General features: G+C 40.4%; 19 protein-coding genes. 16 read left to right on the forward strand and 3 right to left on the reverse strand.

Annotated features, from left to right (window positions below):
* Positions 1-7 precede the first annotated feature (7 nt).
* Positions 8-832, forward strand: a complete 825-nt coding sequence (locus DWW86_RS14295; RefSeq protein ID WP_117943774.1) for a PP2C family protein-serine/threonine phosphatase — start codon at positions 8-10, stop codon at positions 830-832.
* Positions 829-2,061: a hypothetical protein gene (locus DWW86_RS14300; protein ID WP_072522260.1), complete on the forward strand. Its 1,233-nt coding sequence runs from the start codon at positions 829-831 to the stop codon at positions 2,059-2,061. The genes DWW86_RS14295 and DWW86_RS14300 overlap by 4 nt, the downstream gene beginning before the upstream one ends.
* 1 nt (position 2,062) lies before the next feature.
* Here the strand turns inward: DWW86_RS14300 and DWW86_RS14305 are convergent, their stop codons facing one another.
* Together DWW86_RS14305 and DWW86_RS14310 are read right to left on the reverse strand one after the other, a co-directional pair.
* The gene (locus DWW86_RS14305) at positions 2,063-3,145 is read right to left on the reverse strand and encodes a serine hydrolase (protein WP_117943775.1); all 1,083 of its coding nucleotides are present in this window, start codon (positions 3,143-3,145) and stop codon (positions 2,063-2,065) included.
* Between the two features lie 16 nt (positions 3,146-3,161).
* Positions 3,162-3,491, reverse strand: a complete 330-nt coding sequence (locus DWW86_RS14310) for a hypothetical protein (protein ID WP_072522258.1) — start codon at positions 3,489-3,491, stop codon at positions 3,162-3,164.
* 275 nt (positions 3,492-3,766) lie between these two features.
* Here DWW86_RS14310 and rpsL point away from each other — a divergent pair, with 275 nt between their 5' ends.
* The 6 genes from rpsL (at position 3,767) to DWW86_RS14340 (ending at position 10,603) form a co-directional block, all read left to right on the forward strand.
* Positions 3,767-4,183, forward strand: coding sequence for a 30S ribosomal protein S12 (gene rpsL / locus DWW86_RS14315; protein ID WP_005423305.1), 417 nt, complete (start codon positions 3,767-3,769; stop codon positions 4,181-4,183).
* 169 nt (positions 4,184-4,352) lie between these two features.
* Positions 4,353-4,823, forward strand: coding sequence for a 30S ribosomal protein S7 (gene rpsG / locus DWW86_RS14320; RefSeq protein ID WP_044925146.1), 471 nt, complete (start codon positions 4,353-4,355; stop codon positions 4,821-4,823).
* Positions 4,824-4,841: 18 nt separating this feature from the next.
* The gene (gene fusA, locus DWW86_RS14325) at positions 4,842-6,965 is read left to right on the forward strand and encodes an elongation factor G (RefSeq protein ID WP_255367462.1); all 2,124 of its coding nucleotides are present in this window, start codon (positions 4,842-4,844) and stop codon (positions 6,963-6,965) included.
* A 117-nt stretch (positions 6,966-7,082) separates the two neighbouring features.
* Positions 7,083-8,276, forward strand: a complete 1,194-nt coding sequence (gene tuf / locus DWW86_RS14330) for an elongation factor Tu (RefSeq protein WP_005423313.1) — start codon at positions 7,083-7,085, stop codon at positions 8,274-8,276.
* A 348-nt stretch (positions 8,277-8,624) separates the two neighbouring features.
* The gene (locus tag DWW86_RS14335; RefSeq protein ID WP_117943776.1) at positions 8,625-8,993 is read left to right on the forward strand and encodes a hypothetical protein; all 369 of its coding nucleotides are present in this window, start codon (positions 8,625-8,627) and stop codon (positions 8,991-8,993) included.
* Positions 8,987-10,603, forward strand: a complete 1,617-nt coding sequence (locus DWW86_RS14340; protein WP_161283414.1) for an HD domain-containing protein — start codon at positions 8,987-8,989, stop codon at positions 10,601-10,603. Before DWW86_RS14335 ends, DWW86_RS14340 begins: the two co-directional genes overlap by 7 nt.
* Positions 10,604-10,720: 117 nt before the next feature.
* Here the strand turns inward: DWW86_RS14340 and DWW86_RS14345 are convergent, their stop codons facing one another.
* Complete coding sequence (locus tag DWW86_RS14345; protein WP_117943778.1) at positions 10,721-11,269, reverse strand: helix-turn-helix domain-containing protein; 549 nt, start codon at positions 11,267-11,269, stop codon at positions 10,721-10,723.
* A gap of 211 nt (positions 11,270-11,480) precedes the next feature.
* Here DWW86_RS14345 and DWW86_RS14350 point away from each other — a divergent pair, with 211 nt between their 5' ends.
* The 8 genes from DWW86_RS14350 (at position 11,481) to DWW86_RS14385 (ending at position 18,977) form a co-directional block, all read left to right on the forward strand.
* A complete protein-coding gene (locus tag DWW86_RS14350) occupies positions 11,481-11,675 on the forward strand; it encodes a DNA-binding protein (protein WP_117943779.1) in 195 nt (64 codons plus the stop codon).
* 14 nt (positions 11,676-11,689) lie between these two features.
* Positions 11,690-12,793, forward strand: coding sequence for a site-specific integrase (locus DWW86_RS14355; protein ID WP_117943780.1), 1,104 nt, complete (start codon positions 11,690-11,692; stop codon positions 12,791-12,793).
* A 101-nt stretch (positions 12,794-12,894) separates the two neighbouring features.
* Positions 12,895-13,560, forward strand: coding sequence for a CHC2 zinc finger domain-containing protein (locus DWW86_RS14360; protein WP_117943781.1), 666 nt, complete (start codon positions 12,895-12,897; stop codon positions 13,558-13,560).
* Positions 13,544-14,854, forward strand: a complete 1,311-nt coding sequence (locus DWW86_RS14365; protein ID WP_117943782.1) for a virulence-associated E family protein — start codon at positions 13,544-13,546, stop codon at positions 14,852-14,854. Before DWW86_RS14360 ends, DWW86_RS14365 begins: the two co-directional genes overlap by 17 nt.
* A gap of 442 nt (positions 14,855-15,296) precedes the next feature.
* A complete protein-coding gene (locus DWW86_RS14370; RefSeq protein WP_286187737.1) occupies positions 15,297-16,712 on the forward strand; it encodes a plasmid recombination protein in 1,416 nt (471 codons plus the stop codon).
* 4 nt (positions 16,713-16,716) lie between these two features.
* Positions 16,717-17,091 (forward strand): TnpV protein, encoded by a 375-nt coding sequence (locus tag DWW86_RS14375; RefSeq protein WP_075671337.1) that lies wholly within the window; start codon positions 16,717-16,719, stop codon positions 17,089-17,091.
* A gap of 88 nt (positions 17,092-17,179) precedes the next feature.
* Positions 17,180-17,629 carry a MarR family winged helix-turn-helix transcriptional regulator gene (locus tag DWW86_RS14380; RefSeq protein WP_055056235.1) on the forward strand — a complete coding sequence of 150 codons (450 nt, stop codon included), beginning with the start codon at positions 17,180-17,182 and terminating at the stop codon, positions 17,627-17,629.
* Positions 17,622-18,977: an MATE family efflux transporter gene (locus DWW86_RS14385; protein WP_330385184.1), complete on the forward strand. Its 1,356-nt coding sequence runs from the start codon at positions 17,622-17,624 to the stop codon at positions 18,975-18,977. The genes DWW86_RS14380 and DWW86_RS14385 overlap by 8 nt, the downstream gene beginning before the upstream one ends.
* The last annotated feature ends 28 nt before the right edge of the window (positions 18,978-19,005 follow it).

Raw genomic sequence — 19,005 nt, forward strand, 5'->3', positions numbered from 1 at the left:
GTAGAATATGGCATATCAGATTAAATATGCATATACGTGTCATATCGGAAAGATACGTAATAATAATGAAGATAATTTCTGGTGCTGCGGTGAATTTCTGAATGCGCAAAATCAGGGAATGAGCCATATTCAAAGCGGCTGCAGGAAACAATCGGAACTTCCGGTAATGGCGGTATTTGACGGAATGGGCGGTGAGAGCTGCGGTGAAATGGCTGCATTTCTTGCAGCAGAATCCTGTGGAATGCATTATAAAGAACAAAAAGACCTTATAGGTAGAGAGGGAGAGCAGTTTTTGCTTGAGGCCTGTGAAAAAATGAATCAGGCAGTATGTGATTATGGGACAGAAAACAGAATCGACAGCATGGGAACAACTGCAGCAATGCTTGCATTTGGCGAAGATATGATTTATGGCTGCAATCTTGGGGACAGCAGGATATACAGAAGCAACTGTGAGAAATTCGGACAGATTTCCGAGGATCATACATTAGGCAGACATTTTCTGGGTAAGGCTCCACTTACGCAGTATCTGGGAATGCAGGAAGAAGATCTGAAACTGGCGCCATCTTTGACCAGTTATCCTGTTGTAGAAGGTGACCGATATCTGATCTGTTCGGATGGGATTACGGATATGCTGTCTGATGGTGAGATCGCAGATATTTTTACAAGGGAGATTCCGGTAGAAGAAACTGTTCAGGTGCTTGTTGAACGTGCTCTGAAAAAAGGCGGCAGGGACAATATTACTGTAATTTTATGTGAGGTAATGAATCAAAAAGAAAACTGGTGGAAACGTATGTGGAACCAGTTAAAAAGACATGAAGGTGATATATCATGAAAAATCGAATGCAGGATCTTGACTTTGAACAGACAGTTGCTTTTGACTCAGTAAAGGACTTTGAATTCACGAGAAAGGCAGCGCAGAGATTCCGACAGGTAGTCAGCCTCGACGGATTTGAAGATGAAGATGCGGATGTAATTTTTCATTATTTATATAAAGAAATGGAACTGGTCTCTTTTGGAGATCATCTGAAACGATACATTTATGAGCGTGCAGGGCTGGAAGAACCATACAATGAGGTGACACAGGATATCTACCGGGATATTGTAGTGGAATCTTTCCATGAAACATGTACGCCGAAATCTATGAATCCGACTTCAACGAAGCTTACGTCGCTTGCAAATAACTGGCTGACGCAGGCTTCTGTTAAACGTGAGACCGTTTTTCTTCTTGGATTCGGACTGCGGATGAGCGTGGAAGATGTATCGGATTTTCTGACCCGTGTACTGAGGGAACAGGATTTTGATTTCCATAATCCGGATGAGGTGATCTACTGGTATTGTTATTATAAACAGTTTGGTTACCATAAGGCAGAAGAATTAAAGAAAAAATATGAGAAACTTCAGCCGGATGCAAACTATACAGATGCGCCGCAGGTGTATTCCGGGAAAATTTGTCTGGACACAGAAGAAAAACTTCTGGCATACCTTGCATATGTGAAGGCAGGGACAGATGATCCGATGTCCGAAAAAAGTCAGGCATTTCAGGAGTTTGTACGCTTGCTCACAAAGTCAAAAGAAATTATTGCCCGTATGTATCAGGGGGATGAAGAGGAAAAGTCCAGAAATAGAGTGTGGAATATTTCAGATATCACGGATTCCGATGTGGAAAAAGTTATTTGCAGCGGAATTCCTGTAAATAAGATGGGAAATTTAAAGAAAATGTCGGCTTCAATTCTGGCAAAGCACTTTAGCCAGAAACGTTTCAGCAGACAGAGAATCAACAGTATTCTGAATCATAAATTTCCAGTAGAAAGATTTGACCTGATCACTCTCGAATTTTTTATCGTGTCGCAGGAAATGCAGGATGATGATCCTTATAACCGGTATCATCATTTTCTGGAAGAAATTCAGGAAATTCTGCACAAATGTGGTATGAGTGAGATTTACATTGTAAATCCGTATGAGTGTTTCCTTCTGATGTGTCTTCTCACGGACTGTCCGCTGGCAGTATTTGCAGATATCTGGGAGATGTCCTATGAAGAAGACAAGAAGGATATTTCATAACTTACTCGTTGTAATAGCCATAGATAAGCCTTGAATCTTGTGCAATGGATGCCTGGGCTGCACCAGAATCAGTGAGATCCTGTGACATAAAGCAAACGGCCAGATCAATGCCTTTTGCAGTGCTGTATATGATGCCGGCATCGTTTTCAACATCATCGAGCTCGCCGGTTTTGTTGGCAACTTTTACACCTTCCGGAAGATTCGCAGGGATTTTATTTCGTCTTTCCTGCATTTTGAGAAGAGAGTACATAGCATCCGTATGAGAAAGTGTAGTATCGGTGGTACCTGCATTACTCTGGTAGATTTCTTTCAGAAAGTGGCCGCAGTCACTGACGGAAGTATAGTTATCACCGTAGGTATTGTCCTGAAGAAGGAGTCTGCCCATGGAAGTACTGGTATATCCATGAGACTGACAGAAGTTGTTTACAGCATTCATACCTGCGGAATCGTCACCGTATCCGAGCATGTTGACAAGAGTGTTGGCGGCATCATTATCACTTACGGTAATCATAGGATTCAGATAATTGTTGATGGAGTCAGCTCCGTATGTATCACAAAGTGAATCAAAATTTTCATAGACGGCACCCATGATGAAAAGTTTGATCAGGCTTGCGGCCTGCATCTGCTGATCGTCAATGGTGCCTTCTGTATTTTTCATAAGATTGCACACATATACAGACCATGTGCCGTTATCCTGCGGAAGCAATGGCTTAAGCTGAGAAAGCAGGTTATCCAGACTTTCATCCGTGGAATCAGTGAAAGAAGATGCGTGAGATGGTGAAAGTATGCCTTCTTCCTGTGAATCCTGATTTGTGTAGTCGGAGGCACCGGTAGCATCAGTGTCAGAAGCTACATTACTGAGCTGGTCATTCAGACCGGCAAGTTCCTGTGCCTGTTTCACGAGGTTGGCGGAGGCATCGGAAAGCTCCTGCACAGTTGTCTGAAGTCCGGAAACTTTTGAACGCAGATCAATCAGATCACGCAGAGAATGGAGTGTCAGTGCACCGAGTGCGAGAATGACAAGTGCAAGAAAAATAATGACCGCATAGAGAAATGAAGGGCGGTTTTGTTTTTGTTTTTTCATGAGAGTGGTCCTTTCTTCAATTTACCTGACTGAATACAGAAGTCGGAACATCGGCAGATGATTCGTCGGAATCCATATGCTCCTGAACAGCAGGCTGCTTTGGTGAGGATTTTTTTTCATAATAATTAAGTAGATCTTTTTTGCTCTGGATGGCGGTGTCAAACGAGGCCTGCGCTTCGGTCAGCGTATATTGTTCTTTATTGATCTGAGAGACGAAAGTTTCGAACTGTTTTCGGGTATCCAAAAGCTGTCCTCTGGTCTGGATACCAATGAAAAATATGCCGGCTATGAGCAGAAGAACGGTGATAAACAGAAGGACTGCCGACAGGCTGAATTTTCTTTTCATAAAAATCCTTTCTTATAATATAGAAGTAAAATGATAAAGTGTAAATTTGTTTTTATTATTATAATAAGAGTGGGCACAAAAAGCAATCATCATAAAATCGTAAAATAAAGAAAAAATCCTGTAAAATGGCTTGACAGCCGTATTTTTACAGGATATAATGAGCAAGCGTGCAATAGGAACGCTGTTTTTTTGTGCGCAATATTTATTCATTTGACAATAGCAACCGCGCAACCCCATGGTAAACCATGGAGAAATCTATCGGGAGGTGAAATGGAATGCCAACATTCAACCAGTTAGTAAGAAAAGGACGTCAGACAGCTGTAAAGAAATCTACAGCACCGGCTCTGCAGAGAACATTCAACTCTTTAAGAAAGAAAGCTGTTGAACAGTCTGCACCACAGAAACGTGGAGTTTGTACAGCAGTTAAAACTGCAACACCTAAGAAACCTAACTCAGCTCTTAGAAAGATCGCCAGAGTTCGTCTTTCCAACGGAATCGAAGTAACAAGCTATATCCCAGGAGAAGGTCACAACCTTCAGGAGCATAGCGTTGTTCTTATCCGTGGTGGTCGTGTTAAGGACTTACCTGGTACCAGATACCACATCATCAGAGGTACACTGGATACCGCAGGTGTAGCAAACAGAAAACAGGCCCGCTCCAAATATGGTGCTAAGAGACCTAAGAAAAAATAAAGTAGAAAAAAGTAATCAATCGAAGATTCACTTATAACTATAAATATTGTACGGTATTCCATATACCCTGTCGGTTGCGGGTTAAATATAGGACTTTACCAGTGCGAACACCTTAGTTTTAATAGTGAGTACCGATGATTTAATCATTTTGATTAAGGAGGGAAGTAACGTGCCACGTAAAGGACATACTCAGAAAAGAGACGTTCTGGCAGACCCGATGTACAACAACAAAGTGGTTACCAAACTTATCAACAACATCATGTTAGACGGTAAGAAGGGTGTCGCTCAGAAGATTGTATACGGCGCATTCGCCAGAATCGAAGAAAAAGCTGGCAAACCAGCTATCGAAGTTTTTGAAGAGGCTATGAACAACATCATGCCACTTCTCGAAGTAAAAGCAAGACGTATCGGTGGTGCTACTTATCAGGTTCCGATCGAGGTAAGAGCAGACAGACGTCAGGCACTGGCTCTTCGCTGGCTCACCACATATTCTCGTAAAAGAGGCGAGAAGACTATGGAGGAGAGACTTGCAAACGAGCTTCTGGATGCAATGAACAACACAGGCGCATCTGTTAAGAAGAAAGAAGATATGCACAAGATGGCTGAAGCAAATAAAGCATTTGCTCACTATCGTTTCTAATCAAGGAGGAAAATCCAATTGGCTGGAAAAGAAGGTAGAGAATACCCGCTTGAGCGTACCAGAAACATTGGTATCATGGCTCATATCGATGCAGGTAAGACAACTCTTACAGAACGTATCCTTTATTATACAGGTGTCAACTACAAAATCGGTGATACTCATGAAGGTACCGCAACAATGGACTGGATGGAGCAGGAGCAGGAGAGAGGTATCACAATTACTTCCGCCGCTACAACATGTCACTGGACTCTGCAGGATCACTGCAAGAAGAAACCAGGTGCTCTGGAACATCGTATCAACATCATTGATACTCCAGGACACGTAGACTTCACCGTAGAGGTTGAGCGTTCACTCCGTGTACTTGACGGCGCTGTCGGCGTCTTCTGTGCAAAGGGTGGTGTAGAACCTCAGTCAGAAAACGTATGGCGTCAGGCTGACACTTACAATGTACCGCGTATGGCATTCATCAACAAGATGGATATCCTCGGTGCAAACTTCTACAATGCTGTAGATCAGATCAAGACTCGTCTTGGTAAAAACGCTATCTGCTTACAGCTTCCAATCGGAAAAGAAGATGAATTCAAAGGTATCATCGACCTTTTCGAAATGCAGGCTTATATCTACAATGATGAGAAAGGTGAAGACATTTCTATCACAGATATTCCGGAAGATATGCAGGAAGAAGCAGAACTTTATCATACAGAACTCGTAGAAAAAATCTGCGAACTGGATGACGATTTAATGATGGAATATCTGGAAGGTGAAGAACCGTCTAATGAAAAATTAAAAGCAGTTCTTCGTAAAGCTACTTGTGAATGTACAGCTGTACCGGTATGCTGCGGTACTGCATACAGAAACAAGGGTGTTCAGAAACTTCTGGATGCAATCATTGAATACATGCCTGCTCCAACAGACATTCCTCCAATCGAGGGTGTTGACCTGGATGGCAACCCGATCGTGAGACATTCTTCTGATGAAGAGCCGTTCTCCGCTCTGGCATTCAAGATTATGACAGACCCATTTGTTGGTAAACTGGCATACTTCCGTGTATACTCCGGTACTATGAATTCTGGTTCTTATGTACTCAACGCTACTAAGGACAAGAAAGAACGTGTTGGCCGTATCCTTCAGATGCACGCTAATAAACGTATGGAACTGGATAAAGTATATTCAGGAGATATCGCTGCAGCAATCGGTTTCAAATTCACCACAACTGGTGATACAATCTGTGATGACCAGCATCCGGTAATCCTTGAGTCCATGGAATTCCCGGAACCGGTTATCGAGCTTGCAATCGAGCCTAAGACAAAAGCTGGACAGGGTAAACTTGGTGAAGCTCTTGCAAAACTGGCAGAAGAAGACCCGACATTCCGTGCACATACAAATCAGGAAACAGGTCAGACAATCATCGCTGGTATGGGTGAGCTGCATCTGGAAATCATCGTTGACCGTCTGCTTCGTGAATTCAAAGTAGAGGCTAACGTTGGTGCACCTCAGGTTGCATACAAAGAGACTATTACTAAATCAGTAGACGTTGACAGCAAATATGCTAAACAGTCTGGTGGTCGTGGACAGTATGGTCACTGTAAAGTTAAATTCGAGCCTATGGATGCCAACGGAGAAGAACTGTACAAGTTCGAATCCACAGTTGTTGGTGGTGCTATTCCGAAGGAATACATCCCGGCAGTTGGTGAAGGTATTGAAGAAGCTATGAAAGCTGGTATTCTGGGTGGATTCCCGGTAGTCGGCGTTCATGCAAACGTATACGACGGTTCTTATCATGAAGTCGATTCCTCTGAAATGGCATTCCACATTGCAGGTTCCCTTGCATTCAAGGATGCTATGCAGAAAGCAGCTCCGATTCTTCTTGAGCCTATCATGAGAGTCGAAGTTACTACTCCGGAAGATTACATGGGTGATGTTATCGGTGATATCAACTCCCGTCGTGGTCGTATCGAAGGTATGGATGATATCGGCGGCGGTAAGATGATCCGTGGATTCGTTCCGCTTTCTGAAATGTTCGGATATGCAACAGACCTTCGTTCCAGAACTCAGGGACGTGGTAACTACTCCATGTTCTTCGAGAAATACGAACAGGTTCCGAAGTCCGTTCAGGAAAAGATTCTTTCTAAGAAAGACTGATGATATAAAAAAGCTTGCAAATATCCTTGATTTGCAATATAATCAAGGATAGCAAGTCAAAAACTGATAAAAACGCTCTGAAAGAAAGAGCATAGTTTTTAAGGAGGACATTTTAAAATGGCAAAGGCTAAGTTTGAGAGAACAAAACCGCATTGTAACATTGGTACCATCGGACACGTTGACCATGGTAAAACAACTTTAACAGCAGCTATCACAAAAGTTCTGGCTGAAAGAGTTCCAGGAAACACAGTTGAAAACTTCGAAGATATCGATAAAGCTCCAGAAGAAAGAGAGCGTGGTATCACAATTTCTACAGCACATGTTGAGTATCAGACAGAGCATAGACATTATGCACACGTTGACTGCCCAGGACATGCTGACTACGTTAAGAACATGATCACAGGTGCAGCTCAGATGGATGGTGCTATCCTCGTAGTTGCTGCTACAGATGGTGTTATGGCTCAGACAAAAGAGCACGTTCTTCTTGCTCGTCAGGTTGGTGTTCCGTACATCGTTGTATTCATGAACAAATGTGATATGGTAGATGATGACGAACTTCTTGAACTGGTTGAGATGGAAATTCGTGAACTTCTTTCCGAGTATGACTTCCCAGGAGATGACATTCCGGTTATCCAGGGATCTGCTCTTAAAGCTCTTGAAGATCCGGCTGGCCCATGGGGAGACAAGATCATGGAACTCATGAACGCAGTTGATGAGTACATTCCGGACCCACAGCGTGACACAGACAAACCGTTCGTTATGCCTGTAGAGGATGTATTCTCTATCACAGGACGTGGAACAGTTGCTACTGGTAGAGTAGAAGCTGGTGTTCTTCATGTATCTGAAGAAGTTGAAATCGTTGGTATCAAAGAAGAAACACGTAAAGTTGTTGTTACAGGAATCGAAATGTTCCGTAAACTTCTTGACGAAGCTCAGGCTGGTGATAACATCGGTGCTCTTCTTCGTGGTGTTCAGAGAAACGAAATCGAGCGTGGACAGGTTCTTGCTAAACCAGGAACACTTACATGCCATACAAAATTCACAGCTCAGGTTTACGTTCTGACAAAAGACGAAGGTGGCCGTCATACACCATTCTTCAACAACTATCGTCCACAGTTCTACTTCAGAACAACAGACGTAACAGGTGTTTGCAACCTTCCAGAAGGAACAGAAATGTGCATGCCTGGAGATAACATCGAAATGACAATCGAACTGATCCACCCAATCGCTATGAGCCAGGGTCTTACTTTCGCTATCCGTGAAGGTGGACGTACTGTAGGATCAGGACGTGTTGCTACAATCATCGAGTAATCACTGACTACAGATAAAATTATATAAACTGGTATCACAGAATACCATTGTGTCCAAGCGTAAGATGCCCGTAGAACCTAGGTTCTACGGGTTTTTCTCTCGGGGAAAAAGTGGAAAAGTCGAGAAAAAGAATTGCGAACAGTGGAAAAGGTAGCTACAGAAGAAATGTTTCTGTGCGCTGCCTTTGATAACAGATTGATAACAATTTAATATAATAGTAAGTAGGAATAGGCATATAAATCGTTAAAGATGTATACTCTATAAAATATTGTGAACTTTTGATTTTACGGTTGTTCTGTTGCGGTATTGGTGGTAAAATGTAAAAACTAACATAAATGGAGGGTGAATATGTGCATATATATTGGAATTGAAGATTTGGTGGCAAATGCTTTAATTGAACTGGTAGAAAATACTGAAAAACGTGAAGTTATGTTTAAAGAACTTGATGAGTATGGGGCATTAGTCGTAAAGTATTTGAACGATAAAGCAGAGCAGGCTGTTTTGATATTGTCCAAAGAAAGAACGAATGAGTTTTTACATGACTATTCGGAGTATTTTGAGTTATTTACAAGAGGAATTGAAGAGGGTATTAGGTTAAAAGAAGACGTTTCTGTAGAAAAATTATGGGAGCAGTTTAGAGGATATCTTTCTGTGGATGTTATGTTGGCATTTATAGATAAAGTATCTGTTGGTGCACTGGGGGTTTCAGCTTGTTAAATTGTAAACGTTTCAAAGATCCAATATATGGTTACATTGACATAGAACAGAAAATTATTTCTGAAATAGTGGACACAGCGGGATTTCAGAGATTGAGAAATATTATTCAAACTAGTTATGCACCATTATATTCATCTGCTGTTCATAATCGTTTTGTTCACTCTTTGGGAGTGTATCATTTGGGTTGCATTGTTACCCAAACAGTTGATGAAGATAGGGATAGTTTTTCAGAAATAGAGGCTTTTCAAAGGTATTTATATATCTTTCGACTAGCCTGCTTGTTACATGATTTGGGGCATGCACCGTTTTCACATACTGGAGAAGGATATTACTTAGAAAAAGGTGATAGAACTTTATTGCATAATTCTATTATAGAATTAAGTAATGATAGTGATCTACAAGAAGAAATTAAAAATAGAAATTATAACGCAGCACCCCATGAGTTGATGAGTGTAATTGTTTCATTAAAACAATTTGATAATTTATTCCAGAGTGAAGCGGAAAAAAGCTTTTTTGCTAGATGCATTACGGGATATCAATATGTAAAAAAGACAGATGCGTTACATGCCTTTTTGAATTGTATGATATCACTACTTAATTCATCTGTGATAGATGTAGACAAGTTAGATTATTTGATTAGAGATGCTTATATAACAGGATTTGAAACCGTATCAATTGACTATGAGCGCTTATTAAGAAGTATACGAATAAGGAAGTTAGATGATAAATATGAAATCGTATATCTTAAAGGTGCTATAAGTGTCATAGAAAATGTTGTATATGCACATGATGCGGAAAGAAAATGGATTCAAAATCATCCGGTTGTACAGTATGAAGCATATTTGTTACAAAGCGCAATAGAAGCAATTAAAGAAAAATATGGTGATACAAATATATTTTCATATGATGCACTTACCTCTACTGGAGTAAAGGTAAGTGATGAATATAAAGTATCATTGCTATGTGATGCAGACATTATTTTTCTGATGAAAAATTTAGATAACGAATCTATTGACGAATACTATGAGAGAAAGAATAGGCGTCATCCATTATGGAAGTCAGAGTCAGAATATAAAGCGATTTTCAATGTTGGGTTTACGGATAATCTTTTTGAAATAGTTGAAAAATCATTAGAGGAATTATGTAAGTATTTGAACTTTGTCAATAAGTCTCAAGAAATAAATGAAAAAGCACTACAGGCTTGTAAAGATGATTTACAGAAGTATCTGAAATTAGCTGAAAGTGATACGAAAAACAAAAGCAAACATGATGCTGCGATAGAAAAAAAGAAAAAATGTTTGCAATGGCTTAATGTATTGAAGAGTTTTGCAGATAGTCAAAAGATTCCTTTTGATTTTGTTATAATAAGAGCGAACCAATTCACAAGTGGATTTGCAAAAGAAGCATTTGCAAAAATAAAAATAGAATTCGATATGTTAAAAAAGCCTTGTTATTTTGAGAAGGTAACAAATGTCTTACGTGCAGAAAAAAGTGTAAGAGATAAATTTTATTATTTGTATTATAGACGTTCAGAAGATAATCATAGTATTGATTTGAAGGAGTTTGCTATTTTATTGGGACAAACAGCAATGAAGGAGGTTTTTGAGTAAATTCCGATAAGGGCGAAAATATAATAAAGTCAAAAGAGTTGATTAAGGGGAAGTTGTTCCGAATAATCAACTCTTTTTTTGTATATCGACCAGCGGGAGTATATACAAAAAAATAAATCATGTTAAGTCCGTAATTTTGACTGTAATTCCCTCAGTTCCTTTCTTTACTACGGTGTGGCAGCCAATTGTGGTTCCCATTGCACGCAGTTTCCATTCTTCATGGACAGCTTCCAGTTTGTCCAATTCTTCCTGGCGTTTTGTTTCGTCTTCGATAGCCAGAATTTCCTTTTTTTCTTTTTCATAAACATTTTTAAACTGACACCATTTTTTAATAAAATCCTGCAAAGTGTGATTTTTGAAAGTAAATGCAATAGCAGTGGATGATTTATCTTCCGGATTTGGTTCGGATAAAGAAAGGTCAACGGAATCATCAATTGCGAACAAAAGTGACAGTACGTCTCCAACAGTTTCAATATTAAAATCAAGAAAAATGCTGACATTAAGCCCAAGAGCTGAAGCAATTCTTTCAAGCTGTTCTGGCTTTGGATTTCGTAGCCCAAGCTCATATTTGCGGATAGTACCTACGTTTATGCCGGACAGTTCTGCAAGCTGTATCTGATTTAATCCTCTGAATTCACGATATGCACGAATTTTCTTTCCTACCATTTTCATTCACCTCGAATCTTGTTTGTGTATATAGTTTAGCACAAAAGTGAATGAATGAAAAGACAGTAGTTTTCATGTATTTTTAAATTTATTTCGGAACAAAAAAATGAGAAATATAAAATTCGCAAAAGCAGCTTGACAAATTGCCTGATGTGAATTAGTATTAATACACAGAACAAATTCACAAATGTTAATTCAAAGGAGAACAAATATGAATAATAAGTATTATATGAATGCACAAGATGTGCGGGATGTCCTTGGTGTTTCGAGAAGCAAGGCGTATGACATCTTAAGAAAGCTGAATGCAGAGCTTGAAAAAGAAGGTTATGCAGTCGTGCCGGGTAAAATACCGAGGCCGTATTGGAACACAAAGTTTTATGGTTATTCACACATGCAATATGATTAAGGAGGGAGAACAGAATGTCAGTTTACAAAGATGGGAAACAGGGGACATGGTATGCTTCTTTCCGTTATACAGACTGGATGGGACAGCGCAAACAGAAAATGAAACGAGGCTTCAGAACAAAAAAGGAAGCGGTGAAGTTTGAAATGGAATTTATTGCCAGTGTCTCCGGTGATATGGATATGACCTTTGCCAGTTTTATTGAAGTTTATTTTCAGGATAAATCCGGCGAACTGAAACAAAATTCGGTCAGAAATAAGCGTGATATGATGAACGCTCATATTCTTCCCTATTTTGGTGAGAAAAAGATGAATGAAGTTACTCCGGCAGATATTATTGCATGGCAGAATGAAATTCGTACAAAAGGTTATAAACCAACCTATGAGCGGATGATTCAGAATCAGCTTACTGCTCTCTATACACACGCAGTTAAAATCTATAATCTGGCGAACAATCCATGCAAAAAAGTAAAGAAGATGGGAAAACCGGATGCGGAAAAACTGGATTTCTGGACGCAGGAAGAATATGAAACTTTTATCCGAACAGTGGAGGAAGGTTCGGATGATTATATCATGTTTGAAATTCTTTTCTGGACGGGGATAAGAGAAGGAGAACTTCTTGCCTTGAATAAAAGCGATTTTGATTTCAGAAATAATTTGCTCCATATCACAAAAACCTACAATCGGATTGATAAACAGGATGTGATTACAGTTCCGAAGACGGAAAATTCTGTTCGTACAATCAATATTCCCAATTTTCTAAAAGAGAAAGTGCAGAGGTATATTGATATGCATTACGGTATCCCGGACGATGCAAGACTGTTTCCGATTGTTTCCCGGACTTTACAGAAGCGCATGAAAAGATATGCAGAAAAAGCCGGGGTAAAAGAAATCCGGGTTCATGATTTGAGACATTCTCACGCCGCATACCTGATTTTTCAGGGCATACAGCCGTTGATGGTGAAAGAACGTCTGGGGCATAAGGATATTAAGATTACGTTGAACACCTATGGACATTTATATCCGACAGAGCAGAAAGCGCTGGCAGATATGTTGGATGAGAAAAGAAAAATGCCCAGATCAGAAGACCTGAGCAAATTCCCTGATAATCAGAAATTCTGATATACCATAGTCGCAAACAAAGTATATCATGAATAAGTTTGGAAAACAATTCCCCAAAACCTGAACAGGGATTTTGTTCAACTGGGTAGGTGGAGGTGCGAATGAATATTTTTGAACAGGTTAAGGGATATGTGACTGCCGGACAGGCGGCAGAACAGTATGGAATCAAGATAAACAGAAATAAAATGGCTTGTTGTCCGTTTCATAATGACCGACATCCCAGCATGAAAGTAGATAAGACGTATCATTGTTTTGCCTGCAATGCAGGCGGTGATGCTATCGATTTCACAGCGAGAATGTTTGGTCTGTCACAGTTTGAGGCGGCAAAGAAATTAATTGACGATTTTGGATTACCCATACAGATTTACAAAAAGGAAAGTAAAACGATACAGGAATATAGAAAGCCGGAGTTTACACAGGAGCAAAAAGTCATTCGTCTGGAAAAGAAATTCGGGCAATGGTTGGATAAGACGTATCGGCTACTGATTCATTATAGAAGCTGGCTGCGTACATGGAAAGTCGTATACGCACCAAATTCGGAAGATGAGAAATGGCATCCGCTGTTTACAGAAGCTCTTGAAAAAGAAGCAGTAGTTGAATATTACCTTGATATTTTATGGAGTGCGGAAGCAGAGGAACTGAAGGATTTTTTTATGGAAAAACGGGAGGTGATGTCTAATCTTGAGAAAAGACTTAATGAATACGAGCGGACTCTTTACAGGGAGTTTTGCGGAAGCACTGGAGGAAGAGATGCTGACAGTGGATGAGATTAAAGAAAAGCTGATTCGGACGGAAAAAGGAAAAGTAAAACAGACAATTTCTAATTGTATGCTCGTTCTGCGTTATGATCCGATACTCAAAAAATCAATCTGTCGGAATGAGCTTACCTGTAAAACAGATATTATTGGAAATATGCCGTGGAAAAGACGGGGAATCAATCTTACAAATACAGATGAAAATAATGTGAAATATTATCTGGAAAAGAATTATGAGCTGACCAGTGAACGGAATATCCGGACAGCATTGGATATTATTGCAAATGAAAACAGTTATCATCCAATCCGCTCATATCTGGAAAAACTGAAATGGGATGGAGAAGAACGGATTCGATTTGCATTGAACAGGTTTCTGGGAGCAGAGATGAACGAATACACTTATGAGGTATTGAAACTGGTTATGCTTGCGGCAATCCGCAGAATTATGCAGCCGGGCTGTAAATTTGAAATCATGCTATGTCTGGTTGGCGGACAGGGTGCCGGGAAATCAACATTCTTTCGATTTTTGGCACTAAAAGATGAATGGTTTACAGATGATTTAAGGCGGCTGGATGATGATAATGTGTATCGAAAATTACAAGGGCACTGGATTGTTGAAATGGCAGAAATGCTTGCACAGGCGAATGCAAAAAGTATAGAGGAAATCAAATCGTTCCTGAGCAGGCAAAAGGAAACCTATAAAATTCCTTATGAAACACATCCGGAAGACAGACCGAGACAATGTATCTTCTGTGGTACGTCCAACAATCTGAAATTTCTTCCGATGGACAGGACTGGAAACAGACGGTTTGCCCCGGTGCTGATTCATCCCGAAGCTGCAGCAACACATATTTTGGCAAATGAAAAGGAATCCAGAGCTTATTTTGGACAGATGTGGGCGGAGGCGATGGAGATTTACCGGAGCGGTAATTGGGAACTTAAACTCTCGGATGAAATGGAAAAGTACGTGAAAGAACTGCAGAAAGATTTCATGCCGGAGGATACAAAAGCAGGTCAGATAGAAGCTTTTCTTGAAAAATATGAGGGAACGCATGTCTGTACGAAAATGTTATTCTGCGAAGCTCTGGAACATGCAGCGTTTGAAGATATTCCGACATGGGTGTCCAGAGAAATTGGGGAGATTATGGACGGCATGGATGGCTGGACTTCCGGAAAAACACACCGTTTTGAAAAGTACGGGCGGCAGCGTTCATGGGTACGGATTGAAGAATGTCAACAGAGTTTGTCAACGGATAGGGAGGGCTTCCTTGAAATACCGGAGCAAATGGAAATACCCTTTGATTGATGTCAACAAAGAGACAGAGTACAGAAATGCTGTTGACAGTATAAATACTGCAAAATCAAGGGTTTCAGGAAACTGTCAACAATGTCAACGGAGATTTTGAAAAAGACTTAAAAAGTAATGAATGAGAGAAATTAATCAGTTAAAGTTTTTTGACTTCTGTTGACAAAATGCGTTGACAGCGGAAATTAAAGCGGCTGGAACAGCCGAACGCCCGCAGAGCGAAATAGCCCCCGGCACACCGACCGTAGGGAGGCGTACCCCCGGTAGGGCGCAAAGGTACTTTTGATAGACGCAGGCTGTCGAAAGTGCTTTTGCGTTACTTTTGACAAAAGTAACAAAACCGCCGTATCCGGCGAAAGTTTCTTTAATATCGCCATATCTGGCGTAAATAAAAATTATGTGCCATATCTGGCACTCAAACAGAGAAGAGGTGAGAAAACATATGATAAAACGAACAATCAGTGGCATGATCGGAGCCGGCTCACTGGCTCATAACAGACGAGATTTTGTAGCAGAGAATGTAGATCCGGACAGAGTACAATTGAACATTTGCTATAAGAATGAGAATCTGAAAGAAGTTTATAAAGAACTGTTTGACGATGCTGTGGAGAGATACAATATCGGGAAAAGAAAGGACCGGCAGATTGCAAATTATTATGAAAAAATCCGACAGAGCAAACAGGAAAAGTTGTTCCATGAAGTGATATTCCAGATAGGAAATCGTGAGGATATGGCGGTGGGAACGTCAGAAGGAAATCTGGCTGTAAAGGTACTGGACGAATATGTGAAAGACTTCCAGAAGCGGAATCCGACACTTCGGGTCTTTAGCTGCTATCTGCATCAGGATGAAGCTACTCCGCATTTGCATATTGACTTTGTGCCTTATGTGATTAACTGGAAGGGAAAAGGAATGGATACCAGAGTTTCACTGAAGCAGGCATTGAAAAGTCTTGGATTTCAAGGTGGAAATAAGCATGATACAGAACTGAATCAGTGGATAAATCATGAAAAAGAAGTGCTGGCAGAAATCGCAAAGCAACATGGAATTGAATGGGAACAGAAAGGTACACATGAAGAGCATCTGGATGTTTACAATTTCAAGAAGAAAGAGCGTAAGAAGGAAGTGCAGGAACTGGAACAGAAAAAGGAATATCTGACAGCGGAGAATGAAGGATTGACTTCTCAGATTGCGGACGCAAGGGCAGATATTAAATTACTGGAAGAAGAAAAAATTCAGTTCCAGAAAGATAAAGAAACAGCGGAAAGACGTGCTGAGAAAGCAGAAACGGAATTGAAAAAACTGGAGGACAGAAGAGAATTCCTGCAACCGGTGATGGATAATGTCAGTAAGGAAATAAAAGAATATGGAATGATCAAAACATTTTTGCCGGAAGCTACAGCATTGGAACGTGCGGTAACTTATCGGGATAAGAAAATAAAACCCTTGTTCATTGAAATGAAGAATAAAATTGGTGCGATGGCTGCACAGGTTAAAGAACTTACCAGAGAAAGAGATAAGTGGAAAAGTAAGTTTCAGAAGAAAAAGCAGGAGCACGAGAACACTAAAAAGGAACTGGCAGAAGTTCAGAAGGATTATCAGAAATTATCCGGTGAGAAAGAAATTCTGCAGGGAATTGCAGACAGATATAACCGACTTTTACGCATGTTGGGGAAAGATATGGTAGAACGACTGGTGCAGGACGATATCCGGATGCAGGCGGAACTTGAAGCGAAAAAGCAGAAAGAACAAATGCCGAAAAAAATAAGTGATCGCATACCATGGGCGAAAGAACAAAGTGAAGAATACAATGCACAGATAAAAAAGAACAAAGCAAAATACAGAGGAATGGAGTTGTAAGAATATGAAGAAACAGATTTATGATGAAAAGAACGGACTGAGCTACACATTGCATGGAGATTATTATCTGCCGGATCTGGAAATCAATGAGGAAGAACCTACATATGGGAAATATGGAATAATGCGAAAACAGTTTCTGAAGGAACACAGGAGTGCCAGGTATCAGTATCTGGTACTTACCGGGAAATTGACGGAGCATTTGAATCAGGTCGATAAAGAAGCGAGAGAAAAAGTTGAAATGCTGGTGGAACAGATGGCTGAGCAGTGGGGCGTGACAGAAAAACTGAAGATGCAGGATCAGATGGAATGGGTTAGGAAAATGAATAATATTCGTAGCAGAGCAGTAGAGATTATAGATGTAGAATTGATTTGTGTTTAGGAGGACAAAGCGGCAGATATAATGTTAAAAGTAGTTGCGTGCGCACGCATATTGTATTATAATACTGGTGGTTAGGAGGAATATATCTATGAAACTATTAAAATGGCTTTCAGTAACAGACCGATTTTACAAAATCTATTTGGATAAACAGCTTGCCCCCTTTGGAATCAACAACAGCCAATATATGTTTTTGATTAAAATCTGTCGTTCGCCTGGCATTTTACAGGATTCTTTAATGGATATGTTTTATGTTCATCCGAGCAATATTGTACGGACAGTTGCGGCATTAGAAAAGCAGGGAATGATTATGCGTTCCCCAAATGATAAGGATAAGCGGACGTGTAAGCTGTATCCTACGGAACGTGCGCTGTCTGTAATTGATGAGATACAGACGGTATGTGAAAAGACAGAAGCTCTTTTATTGCAAGGCTTCAGGGAATCCGATAAAAACCTCTTTATTGATTTGCTGATTCAGGCAGGTGAAAATATTACAGCGGAACTCCGTATAGAAAGAAAGGGGGATGAATTTAATGACTGAGAATCCCCTAGGATATGAAAAAATTTCAAAACTGTTGAAAGATTTTGCCATTCCCAGTATTATGGCGTCTCTTGTCGGCTCAATCTACAATATTGTGGATCAGATTTTTATTGGTCAAGGGGTCGGTTATCTGGGAAATGCAGCAACCAATGTTGCCTACCCGTTCTCTACCATCTGCCTTGCTATTGCACTGCTGGTTGGAATTGGCAGTGCTTCCCGTGTTTCCCTCTGTCTTGGACGCAAAGAGCCGAAAGCTGCCGCCAAAGCAGCGGGAAATGGTATTGTTCTGATGGGGATTTTCGGAATTATTTATTTATTGGTTGGTGAAGCTTTTCTGTCTTTGCTCCTAAAGGCATTTGGGGCAACGACAGATGTATTTCCATATGCAAAGCAGTATGCTAGCATAACATTGATTGGAATGCCGTTTCTTATTGTAACGAATGGTATGAGCAATTTGATTCGAGCAGATGGAAAACCAAAGTATTCAATGGTTTGCATGGTTATGGGAGCTATTATCAATACCATTCTTGACCCTATTTTTATTTTTGCTTGCGATTGGGGGATTGCCGGCGCAGCTTGGGCAACAGTTATTGGGCAAATTTTTTCCTTCATACTCGCACTCCGTTATCTATGGCGTTTCCAAACAATCCATTTTGAAAAAGAGTCGTTTTTATTGGACATCAAAGAAAGTATGAAAATTTGCAGCATGGGAATCAGCAGCAGCTCAAACCAGATTGCAGTTACCGTGATTCAAATCATTCAGTACAATTCGTTGACTTATTACGGCGCATTAACAAAATATGGAACAGATATTCCCTTAGCTGCTTGCGGAATCGTTATGAAAACAAATGCCATAATCCTTGCGATTGTTGTAGGAATCTCGCAGGGAACACAGCCGATTATCGGCTTCAACTATGGGGCAAGGCAATACCATCGTGTACGGGAGGCTTACCTGCTTGCGGTAAAATGGAACCTTGTTGTTTCCACAATTGCTTTCATCGCATTTCAATTTTTCCCGCAATCTATCATTTCGCTATTCGGAGATGGGAACGAGCTGTATTTTGAATTTGCTGTTTTGTTCATGCGTACCTATCTTTTCATGGTGTTGGTAAATGGTGTGCAGTTGCTTTCTTCCAGTTTTTTTACCGCAATAGGAAAATCGTTAAAAGGTGCTCTGTTGGCATTAACAAGGCAGACCTTTGTGTTGATTCCGCTTACCCTGCTGCTCCCGCTTCGTTTCGGAATTATGGGAGTATTGCTTGCGGGACCTGTTGCTGATTTTTCAGCGTTTATGCTATCTGTTGTACTGGTGGGTATAGAATTAAAAAAACAAAAAAATGACATGTAAACAACAGCCCTATGTGAAAACATTCTTT

Origin of the sequence: Ruminococcus sp. AF17-22AC, from assembly GCF_003460065.1 — a bacterium.
GTDB lineage: Bacteria > Bacillota > Clostridia > Lachnospirales > Lachnospiraceae > Blautia_A.